We start from the raw sequence: 19,414 nt of genomic DNA, 5'->3' as shown, positions 1-19,414 counted from the left end.
GAGTCCGCAAGGACGGGGGGCAGCGCCCCCCTTGCGACCCATCCGCCACCCGTTACCGCAGCAGCAGCATCCCCAGCACCCGCGCCATCACCCGCGCGCTGTCCAGCATGTCGTCGATGCCCACCCATTCGTCGGGCTGATGCGCCAGGTCCAGCACCCCCGGCCCATAGGCGATGCAGTTCTTCAGCCGCCCGATCCGGTCGATATGCTTCTGGTCATAGGTGCCGGGCGAGACGACGAAATCCGGTGCCCGGCCCAGAACCTGCTCGATGGCCGCTGCCACGGCCGTCACCACCGGGGCATCGCGCGCGGCCATGGTGGGCGCCACTTCGAACAGCTCGCGGATCTCGTAGGCAAAGCCCGGGCGCCGTGCCTTGACCCGCTCCATCAGCGCGGCGATCTCGGCCTTGACCTCGGAAATGTCCTCCTCGATCAGCACGCGCCGGTCGATCACGATGCGGCAGCGGTCGGGCACGCAGGGCGCGGGCAGGCCGGTGTAATCGGCCGCCTGTTCCGGTTCGCCGCCATGGATCGCGTTGATGTTCAGCGTCGAGGACCGCGCGCCTTCGGGTACCACCGGCATCGCGGTTCGGCGGCCGGCCAGCAGCGGGAACAGCGTTTCCTCCATCTCGGCGATCACCGCCCCCATGTGGCGCACCGCGCAATCGCCCAGGAAGGGCATCGAGCCATGGGCGATGCGCCCCTGCGTCTCGATCTCGGCCCACCAGACGCCGCGATGGCCGAGGCAGATGCGATCCTTGTTCAGCGGTTCGGGGATGATGACATGCTGGACCCGGTCGGGATCGAACCAGCCGCGTTCGGCCAGCCAGGCGACACCGCCATAGCCCCCCGATTCCTCGTCCGCCGTGGCGCTGATCTCGATGGCGCCGCGATAATCCGGGCAGGTCTCGACAAAGGCTTCGGCGGCGATCACGGCGGCGGCGAGTCCCCCCTTCATGTCGCAGGCGCCGCGGCCATAGACGCGGCCATCCCGAACCTCGCCGCCGAAGGGATCGACGCTCCAGCCATGGCCGACCTCGACAACGTCGTGATGGCCGTTGAAATGCACGCATTCCCCCGGTTCCGCGCCCTCGTGCCGGGCGATCAGGTTCCAGCGCGGATGCGCCTCGCTGTCGGCGGGTGCGCCCACCGCGCGGATCATCTCGACGCCAAACCCTTTTGCCGCCAGCCGGGCGGCAAGGAACTCGCAGATCTCGCGATAGTTCCGCCCCGGCGGGTTCAGTGTAGGAATGCGGATCAGATCCTGCGTCAGCGCCACAAGTTCGCCGCGTCGCGCGGCGATTGCCGCCTCAAGCCCCTGCCATCGGTCCATGTCCATCGCGAAAGCCTAGCGCGCGCCGATTGCCGCAGCAATCCTGCCGCGGCGTCCGGTCGGGGTGCAAACCGCCCCCGATGCGCCTATATCGGAACGCGAGTGAAGGTAGCCGATATCCCGCGGCCCGAGGGAGCCGAAATGTTCGCCCTGCTGCGCTTTCTTCTTCTGGGATTCGTCGTCCTGACGGTGGTGTATGTCGCCGTCTCGCTCTATTCCCGGGCCGAGCGGCGCAGGAAGTTGCGGCGGCACTGGGACGAAAGGATCGGCACGGGCGATCGTGATGCCTTTGTCCGCAAGGGGCTGGCACTTTATGATCGCTCGCTTCGGCGCAAGCTGATCCTCGGGGTCTATGTCATTCCGATGATCGTGGTCTGCACGATCATCTACATCGTCAATTACACGTGAGGCTGTGATGGTTTACGTCAAATGGACCTTCCTTGCGGTGATCGCCGCGCTGGTCTTTTCCTTCCTGCACTACACGCTGCCCCAGCACGACATCGTGCGGATCACCAATACCGAGGTGCGCCGGATCGACTTTGGCGACAACTCGATCTTCTGGGCAGGTACGCCACCCGGGACCGCCAGCGGCGTGCCCAATCGCGACGTGCATTTCATCGAGACCTTCCGCCCCAACGACAAGCCGATGGTCTATCGCAACCAGGATACCGGCTGGGGCTGGCCGCCCTATTTCAAGGTCAATACCTCGAACCTTCAGGCCATGGCGCGGGATCTGATCTCGACCAAGGAAAACCCGCAATGGGTCGTCGTCACCCATTACGGCTGGCGCAACGAATATCTGTCGATCTATCCCAACGCCGTCGGCGTCCGTCCGGCCCAGGGCCCGGACGAATTCATCATCCCGTGGTTCAACATCGCCTTCCTGACCGCGCTGGGGGTGTTCTTCGCATGGCTCTGGACGGTGTTTGCCCGCTTCAAGGAAAACCGGATCGAACCGCTGATCGACGATCCGGACAGCCGCGCCGGGGGTATCCTGCGCCGCCTGTTCGGCGGTGGCGGGCGGTAACGCTCAGGCGCCCCGGGGGATCCGGATTGTCCTGATTTCGGTGGCCGCGCGGAGGAACGCGCGGTCCTCCCCCTCGTCGCCCCACCAGTCGCGGGCGCGTCCGTGATTGACCCAGGTCCGTTTCAGGTCGCGCGCCGCCGCACGTTCGATCCCGGCCGACAGGTCCGAGGACGAGAAGCACCAGACCGCATCGACATCCATATGCGCGGCCAGCGGTTCGGCCAGCGCGGCATGCGCCCCGGTGATCATGTTCACCACACCCCCCGGCAGGCCCGCGCTCTCCAGCACCCGGCAGAACGCCATAGCCGCCAGCGGGAAGGGGTCCGAGGGCACCAGCACGCAGGCATTGCCCATTGCGATTGCAGGCGCCAGCACCGAGACAAGGCCCAGCAGCGGCGCCTCGTCCGGGCAGATCGCGCCGATCACGCCCAGCGGCATCGCAAGGCCCGGCCCGATCTCGCCCGCCTGCGTATCGGCATGGGCGGCCCAGGTGAACAGCCGCTCGACACCAAGTGCAACCTCCGCCGCGACTTCGGCCTTGGGGGCCCCGGTCATTTCCCGCAGCAGGTCCGCGAAATCGGCTTCCTGCGTCGACAGGGTATCGGCGATGGCGAACAGCATCTGCGCACGGGCCGGCGCGCCCTGTGTCGCCCAACCCGGTTGCGCCTTGCGCGCAGCCGCGACCGCCGCCGCGACATCCTCGCGCGTGGCCAGCCCCACCTGGCCGATCCTTTGCCCGCGCGGATCAAGGATCGCGCGCGACTGCCCGCCGCCGGGCGCCACCCGCTTGCCCCCGATCCAGAGCGGTTCGGACCGCGTCAGCGGATCGCCTTGCCGGGGCGGGGCAGGCGGTTTCAGCCGCTTGCCCCTGCGCGCGGGCCGCAGATGGTCGATCAGCCCCCCGGACCCGGCCGCATCCGGCATGGTCATTCCGTTCACCCGGATCACCCGGGCCGCGAGCCGTGGGGCCAGCTCCAGCGCGGTGGCAATCGTCTCGGACCAGAGGCTGGCCACCTGCCCATGGCGGCTGTCATTGGCCAGTTGCACCGCTTCGGCGGGCGTGCGGAAGGTGGTCGAGACCAGCACCGGGCCGAACACCTCTGCCTGCATCAGCCGCGACGCCGGGGCCAGCCCCGAGATCAGCGTTGGCGGATGGAACGCCCCGCGTTCGGGCAGCGGGCCATCGGGTTGGAACAACTCGCCCTCGGCCGCCCCTTCGGCCAGCAGCGCCGCCAGATGGTCGCGCTGGCCCTCGTCGATCAGCGCGCCGATATCGGTGCCCTTGTCCAGCGGATCGCCCAGCCGCAGCCGGGTCATCCGCGCCTTGAGCCGCCCAAGGAAATCCCCGGCGATCCCTTCCTGAAGGATCAGCCGCGCCCCCGCGCCGCCAGCCGGGCCACGGGTGCACAGCGCCTCGACCGCGCCCTCGACCGCCGCGTCGAGATCGGCATCCTCGCAGACGATCACCGGCGGTTTCGACGCCAGATGTAGTCCCAGCGCCTTGCCGCTGCCCGCCGTTGCCGCCCGGATTGCCCGCCCCACACCGGCCGTCCCGGCAAAGCCGATCCCGTCGATCCCGGGATGGGCCACGAGCAATTCGCCCACCGCCGCGCCACCGTTCACGACATTGACGACCCCCCTGGGCAACCCCGCCTCGCGTACGAGATCGGCGAACAGAAGCGCACCCAGCGAGGTTCGTTCGGCGGGTTTCAGAACCAGCGTGTTCCCCGCCGAAAGCGCGGGTGCGGCCAGCGATGCCAGCGTCAGAAGCGCAGCGGACGAGGGCAGGATCAGGCCGCTGACGCCCTGTGCCACATGGCCCGGCCAATCCTTGTCCAGAAGCTGCGCCAGCCCCGCATGGTGATGGAAGAGCCGTTCGGCCAGCGCCACGCCCATCTCGCGGCTTTCGCGGATCGGCTGGCCGCTGTCCAGCGTTTCCAGCACCGAAATCAGGCGGGCGCGCTGGCGGATCAGTCGGGCCAGCGCGCGCAGATGCCGCGCCCGCGCAGCGCCGCCCAGCCCCGCCCATTTCGGCTGCGCCCGGCGCGCGGCGGCCACGGCCTCGTCCACTTCCTCGGCGGTTGCGGCGGTCAGCATCGCCAGCACCTCGCCCGTGGCGGGGTTGCGTGCCTCGACCCCCTCGCGCGGCGTGGTGAACCGGCCCGCGATGAAATGGCCAAAGCGGTTCCCGTGCCCCGCCAGCCAGTCCAGCGCCTCGGCCGGGTTTTCGGGGGCGGGGCCATAATCCATGGTCTGCATCAGGTCGGAAACGTCCATCCCATCACCCCATCGGATGCCGCCACGCGGCCGAATGGGCCCCCGTGACATGCTGTTCGATCTGCCGCTCGATATCGCCCAGCAGCGACGAGGCGCCAAAGCGGAACAGGTCGGGCGAAAGCCAGCGATCCCCCAACTCCTCCTTGATGAGCGTCAGCCAGACCAGCGCCTCCTTCGCCGTGGAAATCCCGCCCGCGGGCTTGAAACCGACCCGCTGGCCGGTTGCCGCGTGATAGGCGCGGATCGCGCGGACCATGGTCAGGCCGACAGGCAGGGTGGCGTTCACCGGCTCCTTGCCGGTCGAGGTCTTGATGAAATCCGCCCCCGCCATCATGCACACAAGGCTTGCACGCGCGACATTGGTCAGGCTGCCCAACTCGCCCGTTGCCAGGATCGTCTTCAGATGCGCGGGTCCGCAGGCGGCGCGAAAGGCGGCCACCTCGTCGTAAAGCGCGGCCCAGTCGCCCAGCAGCACATGGCGGCGCGAGATCACGATGTCGATTTCCGCAGCGCCCGCTGCCACCGATGCCTCGATCTCGGCCAGCCGCGTCGCCATGGGCGAAAGCCCGGCCGGAAACCCCGTGGATACCGCCGCAACCGGGATGCCCGATCCGCGCAGCGCGGCCAGGGCGGGCGCGATCATCTCGTGATAGACGCAGACGGCCGCGGTGGTCAGGCCCACAACTCCCAGCGCCGCCAGCAGATCGGCCCGCATCGGCTGGCGCGCCTTGGCACATAGCCGCTGCACCCGGCCGGGCGTGTCATCGCCCGCAAGCGTCGTCAGGTCGATCAGCCCGACCGTCCGCAGCATCCACGCCGCCCGATGCGCCCCCGTCACCGGCCGACGGCCGGGCAGGCTGGCGCAATATTGCTCGGCCGCCGGACGGTTGACCCGCGTCGCCCGCAGCCAGCCCGGATCCAGCGGCAGGCCCGGATTGCGCGTGTGGCTCGGCTGCGGCGGTGCTGCGGGGGGCAAGGTTTCGGTTCGGGGGGCGTCCGGAGGCACGGCGGCGTGGCTCAGAGCGTCAGGAAATAATCGTCATGGGCCCGCCAATAGGCAAGCAGATCGGCGGCCCGCGACCGGTCAAGGCCCAGCATCTCGATTGCGTAAAGGTCGGCCGAGATCAGCCCGGCCACGCGAAACCCATGCTGGGCCGAAACGCGCGCGGGGCTGCCTTCGGCAAAGATCGCCTCGATCTGGGCCGAGGCATTGACCAGTGCAAAGACGATGGCCAGCGGCGGCAACTCGGGCCAGCGCCGGGCGGCATCGCGGGCGAATCGGCGCCAGCCATCGGGGCTGGACAGCAGCGTTTCCAGGGCGAATTCGGTCAGCCCATCGGGGTCGTCCTCGGAGCCCGAGGTGCCGTCGCGCTGGGGAATGGCGGCTGTCGGCTGGTTCATGGACGTAATCTTGACCTACGGACCGGGCGACCGCTCCCCGGGAAAACCAATACACAACAATCGGCACGATCCGGCACCGCCCAAGTCGGCACGCCGCGAATGGCCATAGCATAAGGGTCGGGGCGGTTTGGGACAAGGATTTCGGTAATATTTGTGAACGGGCTTTCCGGGGAACGCGCGACTTTTCCTTTTCGCCATCCGGTCGACTGCGACGATACACGCGGCGCGTGTCGTGACTTCGGCCTTGCAGCGCGGCGTGCGCTGGTCCATATATTCAAAAATATGCATGTAATATCCGATGCCCGGATGTGACCGCAAGTCCCCGAAAGGACGGACCAGGATGACGAGAACGCTTCTATCCATACTGATGCTTGTTGCGGCCCTGCCGGTCGCGGCGACCGAACTGGTGCTTCAGCCGGTCGAGATCACCGAATGGAAGGCCGTCCATGGTCAGGTCGAAACCCGCGACCGGGTGCCTGCCCGCGCGCGGATCGGCGGCACGCTGGTCGAACTGAAGGTGACCGAGGGCGACCGGGTCGAGGCGGGCCAGGAGATTGCGCGGATCGAGGATGACAAGCTGAGCTTTCAGCTGCGCGCCATCGACGCGCAACTGACTGCGCTGCGAACCCAGTTTCAGACCGCGACGACCGATCTGGAACGGGGCGAGGCGCTGCGCGAGCGGGGCGTCATCACCCAGCAGCGGCTGGACCAGTTACGCACCCAGGTCGACGTGTTGCAGGGCCAGATCGGCACCGCCGAGGCCGAGCGCCGGGTGATCGAGCAGCAGGTGGCCGAAGGCGCCGTTCTGTCGCCCGATGCGGGCGTGGTGCTGTCGGTGCCGCAATCGCTGGGTTCGGTGATCGCGCCGGGCGAGACGGTGGCCGCAATCGGCGGCGGCGGGGTGTTCCTGCGCCTTGCCGTGCCCGAACGCCATGCGACCGACCTGGCCGAGGGCGATGCGATCGCGCTGGGCGCGGGCGTGGGGCTTGACGGACAGACCGGGCGGCTGGCCAAGATTTATCCCCAGATCGAGGGCGGCCGCGTGATCGCCGATGTCGAGGTCGAGGGGCTTGATGGCCGCTTCGTCGGCCGCCGCGTGCCGGTGCGCCTGCCGGTGGGCACGCGCGCGGCACTTCTGGTCCCGCCCGAGGCGGTCAGCCGTTCCGGCGGGCTGGATTTCGTGACCGTGGCAGGGCCGGCAGGGCCGGTGCGCCGGGCTGTCGTTCCGGGCGAGATCGTGACCCATGACGGCGCCGAATGGCGCGAGATCCTGACCGGGCTTGTCCCTGGCGAGACCGTGGTGACCGGCCATGAGTGACGCACCCCAGACCCCTCACCGTCTGGGCATAGCGGGCCATCTGACCCGCAGCTTCATCGCCTCGCCGCTGACGCCGCTTCTGCTGCTGGCGGCGCTTGCCGTGGGGCTGATCGCGCTGATGGCCCTCCCGCGCGAGGAAGAGCCGCAGATCTCGGTGCCGCTGGTGGATATCCATGTCCGCGCCGACGGGTTGAAGGCGGCGGATGCCGTCAAGCTGGTGACCGAACCGCTTGAGACCATCGTCAAGGGGATCGACAAGGTCGAGCATGTCTATTCCGAAACCCGCGACGATCAGGTGATGGTCACCGCCCGCTTCGAGGTGGGCCTGAGCCAGGATACCGCGATCCTGCGGGTGCGCGACAAGATACTGGCCAATCTCGACCGCATCCCGGTCGGCATCCCCGAACCGCTGGTGGTGGGGCGCGGGATCAACGATGTGGCCATCGTCTCGCTGACCTTCTCGCCGGTTGCCGGGCAGGATGCGATCACCCCGGCGGATCTGACCCGCATCGCCCGCGAGGTCGAGGTGGAACTGGCCAAGGTCGCGAATGTCGGCCTGACCTATCTGGTCGGCGCCACCGACGAGGCGTTGCGCGTTTCGCCCGACCCCGAAAAGCTGGCGCTTTACGGCATCACGCTGCAACAGCTTGCCGGTAAGGTGCAGGGGGCCAATGCCGCGGCGCCTGCGGGGATGGTGCGTGCGGGGGGCGACCAGCTTGGGCTGGTGATCGGCCGCACGCTGTCCACGCCCGAGGAAATCGGCAATCTGGAACTGACCGCGCGCGACGGGCGCACCGTCTATGTGCGTGACGTGGCGCGTGTAGGTCTGGCCCAGGATCTCGACGAGCATCACGTTGCCACGCTGAGCCGGGACGCGACGGGCGAGATCACCCGCCGCCCGGCCGTGACGCTGGCGCTGGCCAAGCGCGCGGGCGCAAACGCCGTGGTGGTGGCCGAGGAAATCCTGCACCGCCTGCACGAGATGGAAGGCGGGCTGATCCCCGATTCCGTCACGGTCGAGATCACCCGCGACTATGGCGAAACCGCCAGCGAAAAGGCCAACGAGCTTCTGTTCCACCTTGGCCTCGCCACGGTTTCCATCGTGGCGCTGGTCTTCTTTGCGATCGGCTGGCGCGAGGCGATCGTGGTGGCCATCGTGATCCCGGTCACGATCCTGCTGACGCTGTTTGCCGCCCATATCATGGGCTACACGCTGAACCGCGTGTCGCTGTTCGCGCTGATCTTTTCCATCGGCATCCTGGTCGACGACGCCATCGTGGTGATCGAGAACATCGCGCGCCACTGGGCGATGCAGGAAAAGGGCAAAAGCCGTCTTCAATCCGCCATCGAGGCCGTGGCCGAGGTCGGCAATCCGACTATCGTCGCCACGCTGACCGTGGTCGTGGCGCTGTTGCCGATGCTGTTCGTCTCGGGGCTGATGGGCCCCTACATGAGCCCGATCCCGGCGGTGGCCTCGGCGGCGATGATCTTCTCGTTCTTCGTGGCGGTGATGATCACGCCTTGGCTTATGCTGAAGATCGCGGGCCGCGCGCCGCTGCATGACCATGACGGCGAGGGCCATCCGGGTGGCCGTCTGGGCCGGATCTATGCCGCCACCGTGCGCCCGATCCTTGCGCGGAAATCCATCAGCCTTGTCTTCCTGCTGGCGGTCGTGGTGGTCTCCTTCGGCTCGATGGGCGCGCTCTACACCAAGGATGTCACCGTCAAGCTGCTGCCCTTCGACAACAAGCCGGAACTGGCCGTGGTGATCGACCTGCCCGAAGGCGCCTCGGTCGAGGCGACGGATGCCGTGGCGCAGGCTGTGGCGCAAGTGGCGCTGGACCTGCCCGAAACGCTGAGCGTGCAGACCTATGCGGGCACGGCGCAGCCCTTCAACTTCAACGGGCTGGTGCGCCACTACTTCCTGCGCCAGAGCCCGCATCTGGGCGATGTGCAACTCAACCTTGCAGGCAAGGATGACCGCAGCCGCACCAGCCATGACATCGCGCTGGACCTGCGCACGCGGCTTGCGGCGCTGGACCTGCCCGAGGGCACGGTTCTCAAGGTGGTCGAACCGCCCCCCGGCCCGCCGGTGATCGCGACGCTGCTGGCCGAGATCTATGGCCCCGATGGCGAAACCCGCCGCGCGGTCGCGACCAGGGTGCGCGAGGTCTTCGAGGAAATCCCCTTCATCGTCGATGTCGATGACAGCTTCGGCACCCCGCCGCGCCGCATCCGGGCGGAGCTTGACCCCGCCGATCTGGCCTTCTTCAACGTGCAGGAGGCCGACGCGCTGGAAACCCTGCGCCTGCTGCATGGCGATACGGTGGTGGGCTATTCGCATCGCGGCGAGGGCCGGGTGCCGATCCCCATCGTGGTCGGTCGCGACCGCGCGGGCCGGGTGATGGACGAACGCGCGCTGGCAACGCCCGTGCCCGCCAATGCGCTGCCCGGCGGGCGGGGCGTGGTGGAACTGGGCGATGTGGTGCGGCTGTCCGAGGAACGCGCCTCGCACCCGATCTTCCGCCATAATGGCCGCTATGCCGAGATGGTCACCGCGGAACTCGCAGGCGAGTTCGAGGCGCCGCTTTACGGCATGCTCGCGGTGCAGCAGCGGCTGGATGAAATCGACTGGGGCGATCTGCCGAAACCCGCGATCAGTCTGTATGGCCAGCCGCTGTCCGAGGACGAGCCGGTGCTTCTGTGGGATGGCGAATGGGAAGTAACCTATGTCACCTTCCGCGACATGGGGGCGGCCTTTGGCGTGGCGCTGGTGGGGATCTACATCCTTGTCGTGGCGCAGTTCGGCTCGTTCAAGCTGCCGCTGGTGGTGCTGACGCCGGTGCCGCTGACCTTTCTCGGGATCATGCTTGGGCATTGGCTGTTCTCGGCGCCGTTCTCGGCTACCTCGATGATCGGCTTCATTGCGCTTGCCGGCATCATCGTGCGCAACTCGATCCTGCTGGTCGATTTCATCCGCCATTCCGGCGGGCCGGTCACGATCGAAACGCTGGTCGAGGCCGGGGCGACGCGGTTCAAGCCGATCCTGCTGACCGCGCTCGCCGCGATGATCGGGGCCTCGGTGATCCTGGCCGACCCGATCTTCCAGGGGCTCGCGCTGTCGCTCCTGTTCGGTCTGGCGTCCTCTACCGCGCTGACGGTGCTGGTGATCCCCGCGATCTACCGCATCTTCCGAACCTGACCCGGTCGGCGGCGGGCCTCAGACCGAGACCGCCGCCACCAGCCGTTCCTTGGGCAGCTCTGCCTTGCTGCCCGCGACGGTGACAGCGCCGCGTTCCATCACATAGAAGCGGTCGGCCAGCGCATAGGCGAACTCGAAATACTGTTCGACCAGAATGATCGCCATGCGGCCCTGATCGCGCAGATATTCGATCACCCGGCCGATCTGCTGGATGATGTTGGGCTGGATGCCCTCGGTCGGCTCGTCCAGCAACAGCAGCTTCGGCTTGGTGATCATCGCCCGCGCGATGGCAAGCTGCTGCTGCTGGCCGCCCGACAGATCGCCGCCGCGCCGGTTCGCCATATCCTTCAGCACCGGGAACAGGTCGTAGATCTCGTCGGGTACGAAGCGTTCGGCCCGCGGCAGGCAGGCAAAGCCGGTTTCCAGGTTCTCGCGCACGGTCATCAACGGAAAGATCATCCGCCCCTGCGGCACATAGCCCACGCCCAGATGCGCCATGGCCTGTGCCGTCACCCGACCCACCGGCTGGCCGTCCAGTTCCATCGTCCCGCCCGAGCGCAGATGCGTGCCCGAGATCGCCTTGAGCAGGCTGGTCTTGCCCACCCCATTGGTGCCCATGACACAGGTCACCTCGCCCGCCAGCGCCTCGAGGTCGATCCCGTAAAGGATCTGCGAGCCGCCGTAATGCAGCGTCAGCCCTTGGGTCTTCAGCATGTCTCAGCGCCCCAGATAGACATCAATCACCTGCTGGTTCTTCGTCACGAAATCCAGGCTCCCCTCGGCCAGAACCGATCCCTCGTGCAGCACCGTCACCCGGCAATCGAGGCGGCGCACGAATTCCATGTCATGTTCCACCACGATCACCGCCCGCGTTTTCGCGGCCTGTTTCAACAGGTCGGTGGTATGCTCGCGCTCGGCCAGCGTCATGCCTGCGGCGGGTTCGTCGACCAGCAACAGCCGCGGTTCCTGCGCCAGCAACATGCCGATTTCCAGCCATTGCTTCTGGCCATGGCTCAACTCGCCCGCCTTGCGCGGCAACTGATCGGCCAGCCCGATTTCCTCGGCCAGTTCGCCCACCCGCGCCCGGTCTTCCGCCGTCTCGCGATAGAACAGCACCTTCCACGGCGCGCGGTCCTTCCTCAGCGCCATCAGCAGGTTCTCGAATACCGACTGGTCCTCGAACACGGTGGGGCGCTGGAACTTGCGCCCGATGCCTGCCTGCGCGATCTGGCTTTCGTTCATCTTCAGCAGCGAGCGGCTCATTTCGCCCCACAGCACATCGCCTTCGTCGGGCCTTGTCTTGCCGGTGACGATATCCATGAAGGTCGTCTTGCCCGCCCCGTTCGGCCCGATGATTGCGCGCAGCTCGGCCGGGCCGATCTCGAACGAGAGGTTGTTGATCGCCTTGAACCCGTCGAAACTGACCGAGACGCCGGACACTTCCAGAAGCGTGCTCATTGCTCGGCCTCCTTCTCGCGCAGGGCACCGGGACCGGGGCCCAGATCGGCGCCATGGCGGTCAGGGGCGCGTCGCCCCGTGAGCAGGTCGAACAGCCCGCCGATCCCCTTGGGCGCGAACAGCGTGACCAGCACGAAACTCAGGCCCAGCAGCACCTGCCACCAGTCCACCCAACTGACCGTGTAGAAGCCCAGCGGCAGATCGGGCACCCGCCCTCCGGTGAACCATGTGGACAGAAGCGACACCAGCGCCGCCCCGATCACCGCCCCGTAAAGCCGCCCGCGCCCGCCGATGGCGACCCAGACCGCCAGATAGATCGAGGCGATGGGCGCGATTTCCTTGGGATTGATGATGCCCGCCTGCGGATAGTAAAGCGCGCCCGCAATCCCCGCGATCACGGCCGTCAGGGTAAAGACGAACAGCTTGTAGCCTTCGACCGAATAGCCCAGGAACCGCACCCGTGCCTCGTCGTCGCGGATGCCGCGGATCACGCTGCCGAACTTGCCCGACACCACGAAGGCCGCGATCACATAGCCCAGCCCAAGGGCCGCGGCCGAGCCCCAGAGGAACCAGACCGAGATCACCGATTGCGGCACCGCTTCGGCGCCGGGGATGTTCTGCAATCCCGAAAGCCCGTTATTGCCGCGCAGGCCGCTGTCATTCTGGAACAGGTAAAGCGCCAGCGCCAGCGTCATCGCCTGGGTCAGGATCGAAAGGTAGACGCCTGTCACGCGCGAGCGGAACGCAAGCCAGCCGAAGATCAGCGCAAGAAGACCCGGCACCAGCACCACAAGCGCCAGTTGCAGCGGCAGCGAATGGGCAAAGACCCAGATCGCCGGAAAGTCGGAACTGCCCACGACGCCGAAGATCTGCGTCGCAATGGCGCTGCGCAGCTCGTCCGGGGTGGGCGGGATCTCGGCATTGGCCAGCGAGGCGGCGACGATGCCTTCGGTGCGCGCATACATCAGCCACATGCCGATCATGTAGCCGCCCAGCCCGAAAAAGGCGAAATGGCCCAGCGACAGGATGCCCGCATAGCCCCAGGCCAGATCCATCGCGATGGCGACAAGGCACAGGCACAGCGTCTTGCCCAGCGTCTTGACGAAACTGGTCGAGATCAGCCCGATCCCCATGCCTTCGCTCAGGACCGAGACGACGAGGGTGAACAGCCCCAGACAGGCCAGGAAGATCAGCACCGAGGGGTTCTTCGCGATGAAGCTCTGTCTCATGCGGCGGCTCCTCTTGCGCGGTCGGGATTTGGGTATTTGGGCCAAGAAGAAGGCACATTCATCGCATCAATCCCCCGCGGCGCGGCCCTTGAGGGCGATGATCCCCCGCGGCCGGAACTGAATGAACAGGATGATGAACAGGATCATGTAGGTCTGCGCGGCCAGCGTGTTCGAGGGGTTGAACCACTCGATCCCCTTTTGCAGGAAGCCGATCAGCGTGGCGCCCAGAAGCGTGCCCCAGATATTGCCGACGCCGCCCACGACCACGGTCATGAAGCTTTGCACGATATAGTCCTGCCCCAGTTCCGAGGTGACCTTGGCATAAAGCCCGATGGCCACGCCCGCGACGCCCGCGATGCCGGAGCCGAGCCCGAAGGTCAGCATGTTGATCCGGTCGGGATTGATCCCCATGGACGCCGCCATGCGCGGGTTCTGCGTGACCGCCCGCACCTCCAGCCCCAGCCGGGTGCGGCGCATGATGAACAGGAACAGCCCGAGGAACAGCAGCGCCAGCACGAAGATCGCGATGCGGATATAGCTGATCGAGACGACATCGTTGATGACCAGCGCCCCGTCCAGCCAGGCGGGCGAGGTCAGCGGGCGGGCCTGCGTGCCGAAGATGTTCTTGGCCAGCTGTTGCAGCGCGATCGAGATGCCGAAGGTCGCCAGCAGCGTTTCCAGCGGCCGGTTGTAGAGCCAGCGGATCACCAGCCGCTCCATCGCCACGCCCGCGCCGAAGGTGATGGCAAAGGCGAGCGGCAGGGCGACAAGGATCGAGATCGTGTAGTCTGGGATGAGTTGCTGCACGACATAGCCGGTATAGGCGCCCATCATGATGAACTCGCCATGAGCCATGTTGATGACGCGCATCACGCCGAAGGTGATCGCCAGCCCGATGGCGGCAAGGAAATAGATCGAGGCCAGCGACAGCGCATCCAGCGCCAGATCGGCCATCTGGTTGACGCCGACCATCAGCGCGATGGTGGCAAGCGCCGCGCTTGCGGCGTCTGTCACGCGCGGGTCGGCCTCGGCATAGCGGTCGTAGAAGCTGTGCGCGGCAAGCGCCGCGTCGATCCCGGCCTCGGTGACATGGGCGGGCACCAGCCCCGCCGCGGCCAGCCCGGCATAGGCGCGCTCCCGCGCATCCTCGCTGTTCAACTCGGCCACCGGCACGCCGCCCACCCGGCCGTCCTCGACATTGGCAGCCAGGGCTGCGCGGATCTCGGACCGGCCGATCCGGGGCGGGGCAAGCCCGGCCTCGACCAGCATGGCATAGGCCGCCTCGCGCTCCAGCGCGTCGCTGCCGGGGCTCAGACGGCGCGCGATGTTTTCGCCCGCAGGCGGGTCGCCCGGCGTCACCGCACGGGTGGTCGCTACCAGCGGGTTCAGCGCGGCGCGCACATCGACGCCGATATCGCCCGAAAAGCCCTCGATGGCGGCGATGCGGGCATCCGGGTCCGGGTCGAAGGAAATCGTCAGCAGCCGTTCCAGCCGCGCCTTGCGCGCCTTCAGCCGCGGGTCTGTCTCGTCCTCCAGAACCGCGCGCAGGGCGTCCAGATGCGTGGCTTCGGAGCGGCGCGCGATGGCGTCCAGCGCCGCGGCGCGCACGGCCGGGTTCGGGTCGGTCAGCTGGAACTGCACCAGCGCGCCCGCCAGCACGGCGCGGATGCCGCTATTGGGCCGGATCTGCGTGACCTCGTCGCGCGTGGCGCTGCCCGCCGTTTCGCCGGTGGCCGGGTCGATCAGGCGATAGCCGCCCTCGGCCGGTTCGGCCAGAAAGAACAGCCCGTCGGACTTGCGCAGCCACAATTCGCGCGCCTGCCATTTTTCAAGTACGCTGCGCGCTTCGGGCAGGCCGCTGTCGCGCAGCGCCTCGATCGCCGGGCCGATGCCGCGGCGCGCGCCCTGTTCGATGGCCGCACGATGCTCTTGCAGAAGGGCCTGCAAGGGCGTGAGGGCCGGGCTTTCGGGGGCGATGTCCTGTGCCCGGGCCGTGGCGACGAGACACAGCAGGGTGAGTGCGGCAAGAAGGATGCGCATGCGGGTCAGCCTGTCGGGAAAGGGGGGGCGGCAGCCCGCCCCCCGGTCACGTCAATAGTTCGACTTGATCTGGACGCAGGACTGGGTCTGGGTGTTGTACATGCCGCAGCCCAGTTCCTTCCAGTCCGAGGTCAGCACCGCCGATTCCGGCAGGAAATCGGTCCAGGCATCGCCCGGCACCTCGTCGGTCTGGCTGATGATGTCGAACTGCCCGTCGGCCAGGATCTCGCCGATCAGCACGGGTTTGGACAGGTGATGGTTGGTGCCCATCACGGCCATGCCGCCCGTCAGGTTGGGGAATTCCTGCCCCCACATCGCCTCGCGCACGGCATCGACATCGGTGGTTCCTGCCTGTTCGACCGCGTTCACCCACATGTTGAAGCCGATGTAATGGGCTTCCATCGGGTCATTGGTCACGCGCTTGGTGTCCCCGATGAAGGCATGCCAGGACTCGATGAAGGTGGCGTTCTCGGACGTGTCGGCGGACATGAAGTAGTTCCAGGCCGCCAGATGCCCCACCAGGTTCGAGGTGTCGAGGCCCGACAACTCCTCTTCGCCGACCGAGAAGGCGACCACCGGGATGTCGTCGGCCGAAACGCCCTTGGCTGCCAGTTCCTTGTAGAAGCCGATATTGGCGTCGCCATTGATCGTCGAGATCACGCCCACCTTCTTGCCGTCGGCGCCCAGCGCGATCACGTCCGAGACGATCTTGGACCAGTCGGAATGGCCGAAGGGGGTGTAGTTGACGAAGATGTCCGACTCGGCGATCCCCTTGGATTTCAGATAGGATTGCAGGATGTTGTTCGTGGTACGCGGATAGACATAGTCGGTGCCGAGCAGGGCGAATTTCTCGACGCCCAGTTCCTCGAGGAAATAGTCCGTCGCCGGGATCGCCTGCTGGTTCGGGGCGGCGCCGGTGTAGAACACGTTCTTCGAGCTTTCCTCGCCCTCATACTGCACCGGGTAGAACAGAAGCCCGTTCAGCTCCTCGATCACCGGCAGCACCGACTTGCGGCTGACGGAGGTCCAGCAGCCGAACATCACGTCGACATTCGAGATGGTCAGCAACTCGCGCGCCTTCTCCGCGAAAAGCGGCCAGTCCGAGGCCGGATCGACCACGACCGCCTCAAGCTGCTTGCCCAGCACGCCGCCCTTCCTGTTCTGCTCGTCGATGAGCATCAGCATGGTGTCTTTCAGCGTGGTCTCGGAAATCGCCATCGTGCCCGACAGCGAATGCAGCACGCCCACCTTGATCGTGTCCTGCGCCCAGACCGGCAGGGTCAGCGCCGAAAAGGCGACGGCGCTGGCGAGTATCGTCTTGATCTTCTTCATGGATTCCCTCCGCGCAAGGCACTTGCGGGCGGTAGGCGCGCCGGGCGCGCGGCATCTGCCCCTGGCCTTGCAGCCTCTCTGTTGCACCCCTGTGGCGGCCCGTTCGATGTCCCGTTTCGCGAGCCGTCACACTCCCCCCTTGATCCATCGTCATCTCGGCGGGCGCCCCAAGGCTTTTCTGCGCCGCGGCGGCGACGCAATTGCAAGGGCAGCGGCGATGGGTCGAAAACCGGATCTGTCGGAAATTTTGCGCATGCAATGAGCAGAAAACACCATATGGGCCCAATATGTGTGCAGAAAGCCATGCTTTTCGGCCCGATTCTGCCGAAAACCTGTGCATATCCCCCGGGGATGCGAGACAAGATGTGCGACGCGACAGGGTATCGGGGGGCAGGCAGATCAATTGTCTTGCGACAGGGCGGGCGGCCGTGACGGTGACTGCACAGCCCAGGGCCGCGGGCCATGTCCGGCTGTCGGCTGGGCCCGGTCCGCGTGGTTCGGCGATTGCCCGGCTGCGCCAGAGCGGGGCGTTCAAGGCGCTGTTCCCGCGGCCGCGGGATGGCGCGCTGGATGCGATCCTGGTGAACACCGCGGGCGGGATCACCGGTGGCGACCGCTTTGAAGCCGATATTCAGGCAGAGCCGGGCAGCCATCTGCGCGTGACAACCCAGGCCGCCGAGCGCGCCTATCGCGCCCAGCCCGGCGAACGGGGCCGCGTGACCAACCGGTTGGGCGTTGCGCCGGGTGCGCGGCTCGACTGGCTGCCGCAGGAGACGATCCTTTACGACGGCGCGGCGCTGGACCGGCGGCTGGTGGCCGATCTGGCCCCCGATGCCCGGCTATTGCTGGTCGAACCGCTGGTCTTCGGCCGCGCCGCGATGGGCGAGGTGCTGCGCGCCGTCTCGTTCCGCGACCGGATCGAGATCCGCCGCGCCGGAGCGCCCCTCTATCTCGACGCGCTGCGGTTCGAGGGCGATCTGGCCGCCCATCTGGCCCGGCCTGCCGTTGCAAGCGGCGCGGGTGCGATGGCCAGCGTGATCCTCGTCGCCCCCGAGGCCGAGGCGCATCTGGCGCCCCTGCGTGCCTTGATGCCCGCCACCGGCGGGGTTAGCCTGATCGGCGCCGACCTGCTTGCCCTGCGCCTGCTGGCGCCCGACAGTTTCGCCCTTCGCCGGGTGCTGGTGCCGGTGCTGGGGCGGCTGACCGATGGATCCCTGCCAAGATCATGGATGACCTGACATGCAACTGACCCCCCGCGAAAAGGACAAGCTTCTGATCGCCATGGCCGCCGAGGTCGCCCGCAAGCGGCTGGCCCGCGGCGTCAAGCTGAACCATCCCGAGGCGATTGCGCTGATCACCGACGCCGTTGTCGAGGGCGCGCGCGATGGCCGCTCCGTCGCCGACATGATGGAGGCGGGCGCGCAGGTCATCACCCGCGCCCAATGCATGGAGGGTGTACCCGAGATGATCCACGAGGTGCAGGTCGAGGCCACCTTCCCCGACGGCACGAAACTCGTCACCGTCCACAACCCGATCCGCTAGCCGCATGGTCCTTGTCGTCTTCATCCTGCTGTCGATCCTGATCGGCTGGTTCGTGCCCCGGCTTCTGGTGCGGCGCATTCCCGGTCGGCTGGCCGTGCCGGTCGCGATCCTTGCCGCGCTGGCGCTGGGCGCCGGGGCCGTCTGGCTGGGGGCGCAGGGGTTCGACCTGGCTGGAATCGAGGACGCTGACTCGGCCTTCGCCCGCGGCTTCAACGCGTGGAAGATCATGCTGCTGGTCGCGCCCGCCTCGGCGCTTCAGACCCGGCGCGAGTTGCAGAAGGTGACCGCATGAAACCGCCCGCCCGCCTTTCGGCCCCGCGCCCATCCCCATCCGTTTCCAAATGCCCGGAGAACTGCCCATGAAACGCCTTGCCCTTGCCCTTGTGCCCGCGCTGTTTGCCGCCAGCCCCGTGCTTGCCCATCTCGACCCGGCCGAGCATGGATCCTTTGCGGCGGGCTTCACCCATCCGGTCTTCGGGCTTGACCATATCCTTGCCATGGTGGCCGTGGGTCTCTGGGCGGTGACGCTGGGCGGGCGCGCGCTTGTGGCGCTGCCCGCCGCTTTCGTCGGTGCGATGAGCCTGGGCTTCGGGCTGGCGCTGGCCGGGCTGCCGCTGCCGATGGTCGAGCCGATGATCCTGGCCTCGGTGCTGGTGCTGGGCGTGCTTGTTGCGCTGGCCGTGCGGCTGCCGCTCGCCGCGGGCGCGGCGGTGGTGGGCGCGCTCGCGCTGTTCCATGGCCATGCCCATGCTGCGGAAATGGGCGGGGCGACCGCGCTGGCCTATCTGGGCGGCTTTGCACTGGCCACCGCGCTGCTGCATGCGGCGGGCGTTCTGGCGGGCTGGGCGATGGCACGTTTCGGCGGCGCGATCCTCGCCCGCGCTTCCGGCGCCCTTGTCGCCGGGGCCGGTGCCGTTCTGGTCTATGCAGGCTGAGGAAACCCCATGATCCCCGGAGAGCTTTTCCCCGCCGAAGGCTGCCTGACCTTGAATGCGGACCGCGAGGCGATCACCTTGATGGTGGCGAATACCGGCGACCGGCCCGTGCAGGTCGGCAGCCATTACCATTTCGCCGAGACGAACCCGGCGCTCGATTTCGACCGGGCCGCGGCGCGCGGCAGGCGGCTTGACATCGCCGCGGGCACCGCCGTCCGCTTCGAGCCCGGGCAGAAACGCGAGGTCGCGCTGATCCCCATTGCCGGGGCCCGCCGGGTGTTCGGCTTCAACGGGCAGGTCATGGGCGATCTCTGACCAGT

Annotated in this window: 18 protein-coding genes; 9 read left to right on the top strand and 9 right to left on the bottom strand. The window is 67.4% G+C overall.

Going from position 1 to position 19,414, the window contains the following annotated elements; all coding sequences use genetic code 11:
* Nucleotides 1–52 precede the first annotated feature (52 nt).
* On the bottom strand, nt 53–1,333 hold the full coding sequence (locus tag GH815_RS11010; RefSeq protein WP_153748884.1) for an acetylornithine deacetylase/succinyl-diaminopimelate desuccinylase family protein: 1,281 nt from the start codon (nt 1,331–1,333) through the stop codon (nt 53–55).
* A gap of 141 nt (nt 1,334–1,474) precedes the next feature.
* On the opposite strand from GH815_RS11010, the gene GH815_RS11005 reads away from it, so the two are divergent.
* Together GH815_RS11005 and GH815_RS11000 are read left to right on the top strand one after the other, a co-directional pair.
* Entirely contained in the window at nt 1,475–1,741 is a 267-nt protein-coding gene (locus GH815_RS11005) for a hypothetical protein (protein ID WP_153748829.1), read from the top strand.
* Between the two features lie 7 nt (nt 1,742–1,748).
* The gene (locus tag GH815_RS11000; RefSeq protein ID WP_153748828.1) at nt 1,749–2,360 is read left to right on the top strand and encodes a DUF1523 family protein; all 612 of its coding nucleotides are present in this window, start codon (nt 1,749–1,751) and stop codon (nt 2,358–2,360) included.
* Between the two features lie 3 nt (nt 2,361–2,363).
* On the opposite strand, the gene GH815_RS10995 is transcribed toward GH815_RS11000, so the two are convergent.
* The 3 genes from GH815_RS10995 to GH815_RS10985 are packed head-to-tail and all read right to left on the bottom strand — an operon-like array spanning nt 2,364 to nt 6,038.
* Entirely contained in the window at nt 2,364–4,637 is a 2,274-nt protein-coding gene (locus GH815_RS10995; protein ID WP_153748827.1) for an aldehyde dehydrogenase family protein, read from the bottom strand.
* A 4-nt stretch (nt 4,638–4,641) separates the two neighbouring features.
* On the bottom strand, nt 4,642–5,613 hold the full coding sequence (gene deoC, locus GH815_RS10990) for a deoxyribose-phosphate aldolase (protein ID WP_153748826.1): 972 nt from the start codon (nt 5,611–5,613) through the stop codon (nt 4,642–4,644).
* Nucleotides 5,614–5,654: 41 nt separating this feature from the next.
* The gene (locus tag GH815_RS10985) at nt 5,655–6,038 is read right to left on the bottom strand and encodes a hypothetical protein (protein WP_153748825.1); all 384 of its coding nucleotides are present in this window, start codon (nt 6,036–6,038) and stop codon (nt 5,655–5,657) included.
* Nucleotides 6,039–6,378: 340 nt separating this feature from the next.
* Between GH815_RS10985 and GH815_RS10980 the strand changes: the two genes are divergently transcribed.
* Nucleotides 6,379–7,356: an efflux RND transporter periplasmic adaptor subunit gene (locus GH815_RS10980; protein WP_153748824.1), complete on the top strand. Its 978-nt coding sequence runs from the start codon at nt 6,379–6,381 to the stop codon at nt 7,354–7,356.
* Nucleotides 7,349–10,558, top strand: a complete 3,210-nt coding sequence (locus tag GH815_RS10975; RefSeq protein ID WP_153748823.1) for an efflux RND transporter permease subunit — start codon at nt 7,349–7,351, stop codon at nt 10,556–10,558. The genes GH815_RS10980 and GH815_RS10975 overlap by 8 nt, the downstream gene beginning before the upstream one ends.
* Nucleotides 10,559–10,576: 18 nt before the next feature.
* Here the strand turns inward: GH815_RS10975 and urtE are convergent, their stop codons facing one another.
* From urtE to urtA, 5 genes are all read right to left on the bottom strand, one after another.
* The gene (urtE, locus tag GH815_RS10970; RefSeq protein ID WP_153748822.1) at nt 10,577–11,272 is read right to left on the bottom strand and encodes an urea ABC transporter ATP-binding subunit UrtE; all 696 of its coding nucleotides are present in this window, start codon (nt 11,270–11,272) and stop codon (nt 10,577–10,579) included.
* A gap of 3 nt (nt 11,273–11,275) precedes the next feature.
* Nucleotides 11,276–12,016 (bottom strand): urea ABC transporter ATP-binding protein UrtD, encoded by a 741-nt coding sequence (gene urtD, locus GH815_RS10965; protein WP_153748821.1) that lies wholly within the window; start codon nt 12,014–12,016, stop codon nt 11,276–11,278.
* Nucleotides 12,013–13,245, bottom strand: a complete 1,233-nt coding sequence (gene urtC / locus GH815_RS10960; RefSeq protein ID WP_153748820.1) for an urea ABC transporter permease subunit UrtC — start codon at nt 13,243–13,245, stop codon at nt 12,013–12,015. Before urtC ends, urtD begins: the two co-directional genes overlap by 4 nt.
* Nucleotides 13,246–13,311: 66 nt before the next feature.
* Nucleotides 13,312–15,285 (bottom strand): urea ABC transporter permease subunit UrtB, encoded by a 1,974-nt coding sequence (gene urtB / locus GH815_RS10955; RefSeq protein WP_153748819.1) that lies wholly within the window; start codon nt 15,283–15,285, stop codon nt 13,312–13,314.
* A gap of 51 nt (nt 15,286–15,336) precedes the next feature.
* The gene (urtA, locus tag GH815_RS10950; protein ID WP_153748818.1) at nt 15,337–16,617 is read right to left on the bottom strand and encodes an urea ABC transporter substrate-binding protein; all 1,281 of its coding nucleotides are present in this window, start codon (nt 16,615–16,617) and stop codon (nt 15,337–15,339) included.
* Nucleotides 16,618–17,045: 428 nt separating this feature from the next.
* On the opposite strand from urtA, the gene GH815_RS10945 reads away from it, so the two are divergent.
* The 5 genes from GH815_RS10945 to GH815_RS10925 all read left to right on the top strand — a co-directional run bounded on the left by GH815_RS10945 (nt 17,046) and on the right by GH815_RS10925 (nt 19,409).
* Complete coding sequence (locus GH815_RS10945) at nt 17,046–17,855, top strand: urease accessory protein UreD (protein WP_343030798.1); 810 nt, start codon at nt 17,046–17,048, stop codon at nt 17,853–17,855.
* Between the two features lies 1 nt (nt 17,856).
* Nucleotides 17,857–18,159 (top strand): urease subunit gamma, encoded by a 303-nt coding sequence (locus GH815_RS10940; protein WP_132694014.1) that lies wholly within the window; start codon nt 17,857–17,859, stop codon nt 18,157–18,159.
* A gap of 4 nt (nt 18,160–18,163) precedes the next feature.
* Nucleotides 18,164–18,451 carry a hypothetical protein gene (locus tag GH815_RS10935; protein ID WP_153748816.1) on the top strand — a complete coding sequence of 96 codons (288 nt, stop codon included), beginning with the start codon at nt 18,164–18,166 and terminating at the stop codon, nt 18,449–18,451.
* Between the two features lie 67 nt (nt 18,452–18,518).
* Nucleotides 18,519–19,094, top strand: coding sequence for a HupE/UreJ family protein (locus tag GH815_RS10930; protein WP_153748815.1), 576 nt, complete (start codon nt 18,519–18,521; stop codon nt 19,092–19,094).
* Between the two features lie 9 nt (nt 19,095–19,103).
* A complete protein-coding gene (locus tag GH815_RS10925; protein WP_153748814.1) occupies nt 19,104–19,409 on the top strand; it encodes an urease subunit beta in 306 nt (101 codons plus the stop codon).
* Nucleotides 19,410–19,414 lie beyond the last annotated feature (5 nt).

Origin of the sequence: Rhodovulum strictum (assembly GCF_009649175.1) — a bacterium.
In the GTDB taxonomy this organism is placed as follows: domain Bacteria; phylum Pseudomonadota; class Alphaproteobacteria; order Rhodobacterales; family Rhodobacteraceae; genus Rhodovulum; species Rhodovulum strictum.
This window is presented reverse-complemented; position numbering and strand designations above follow the sequence as displayed.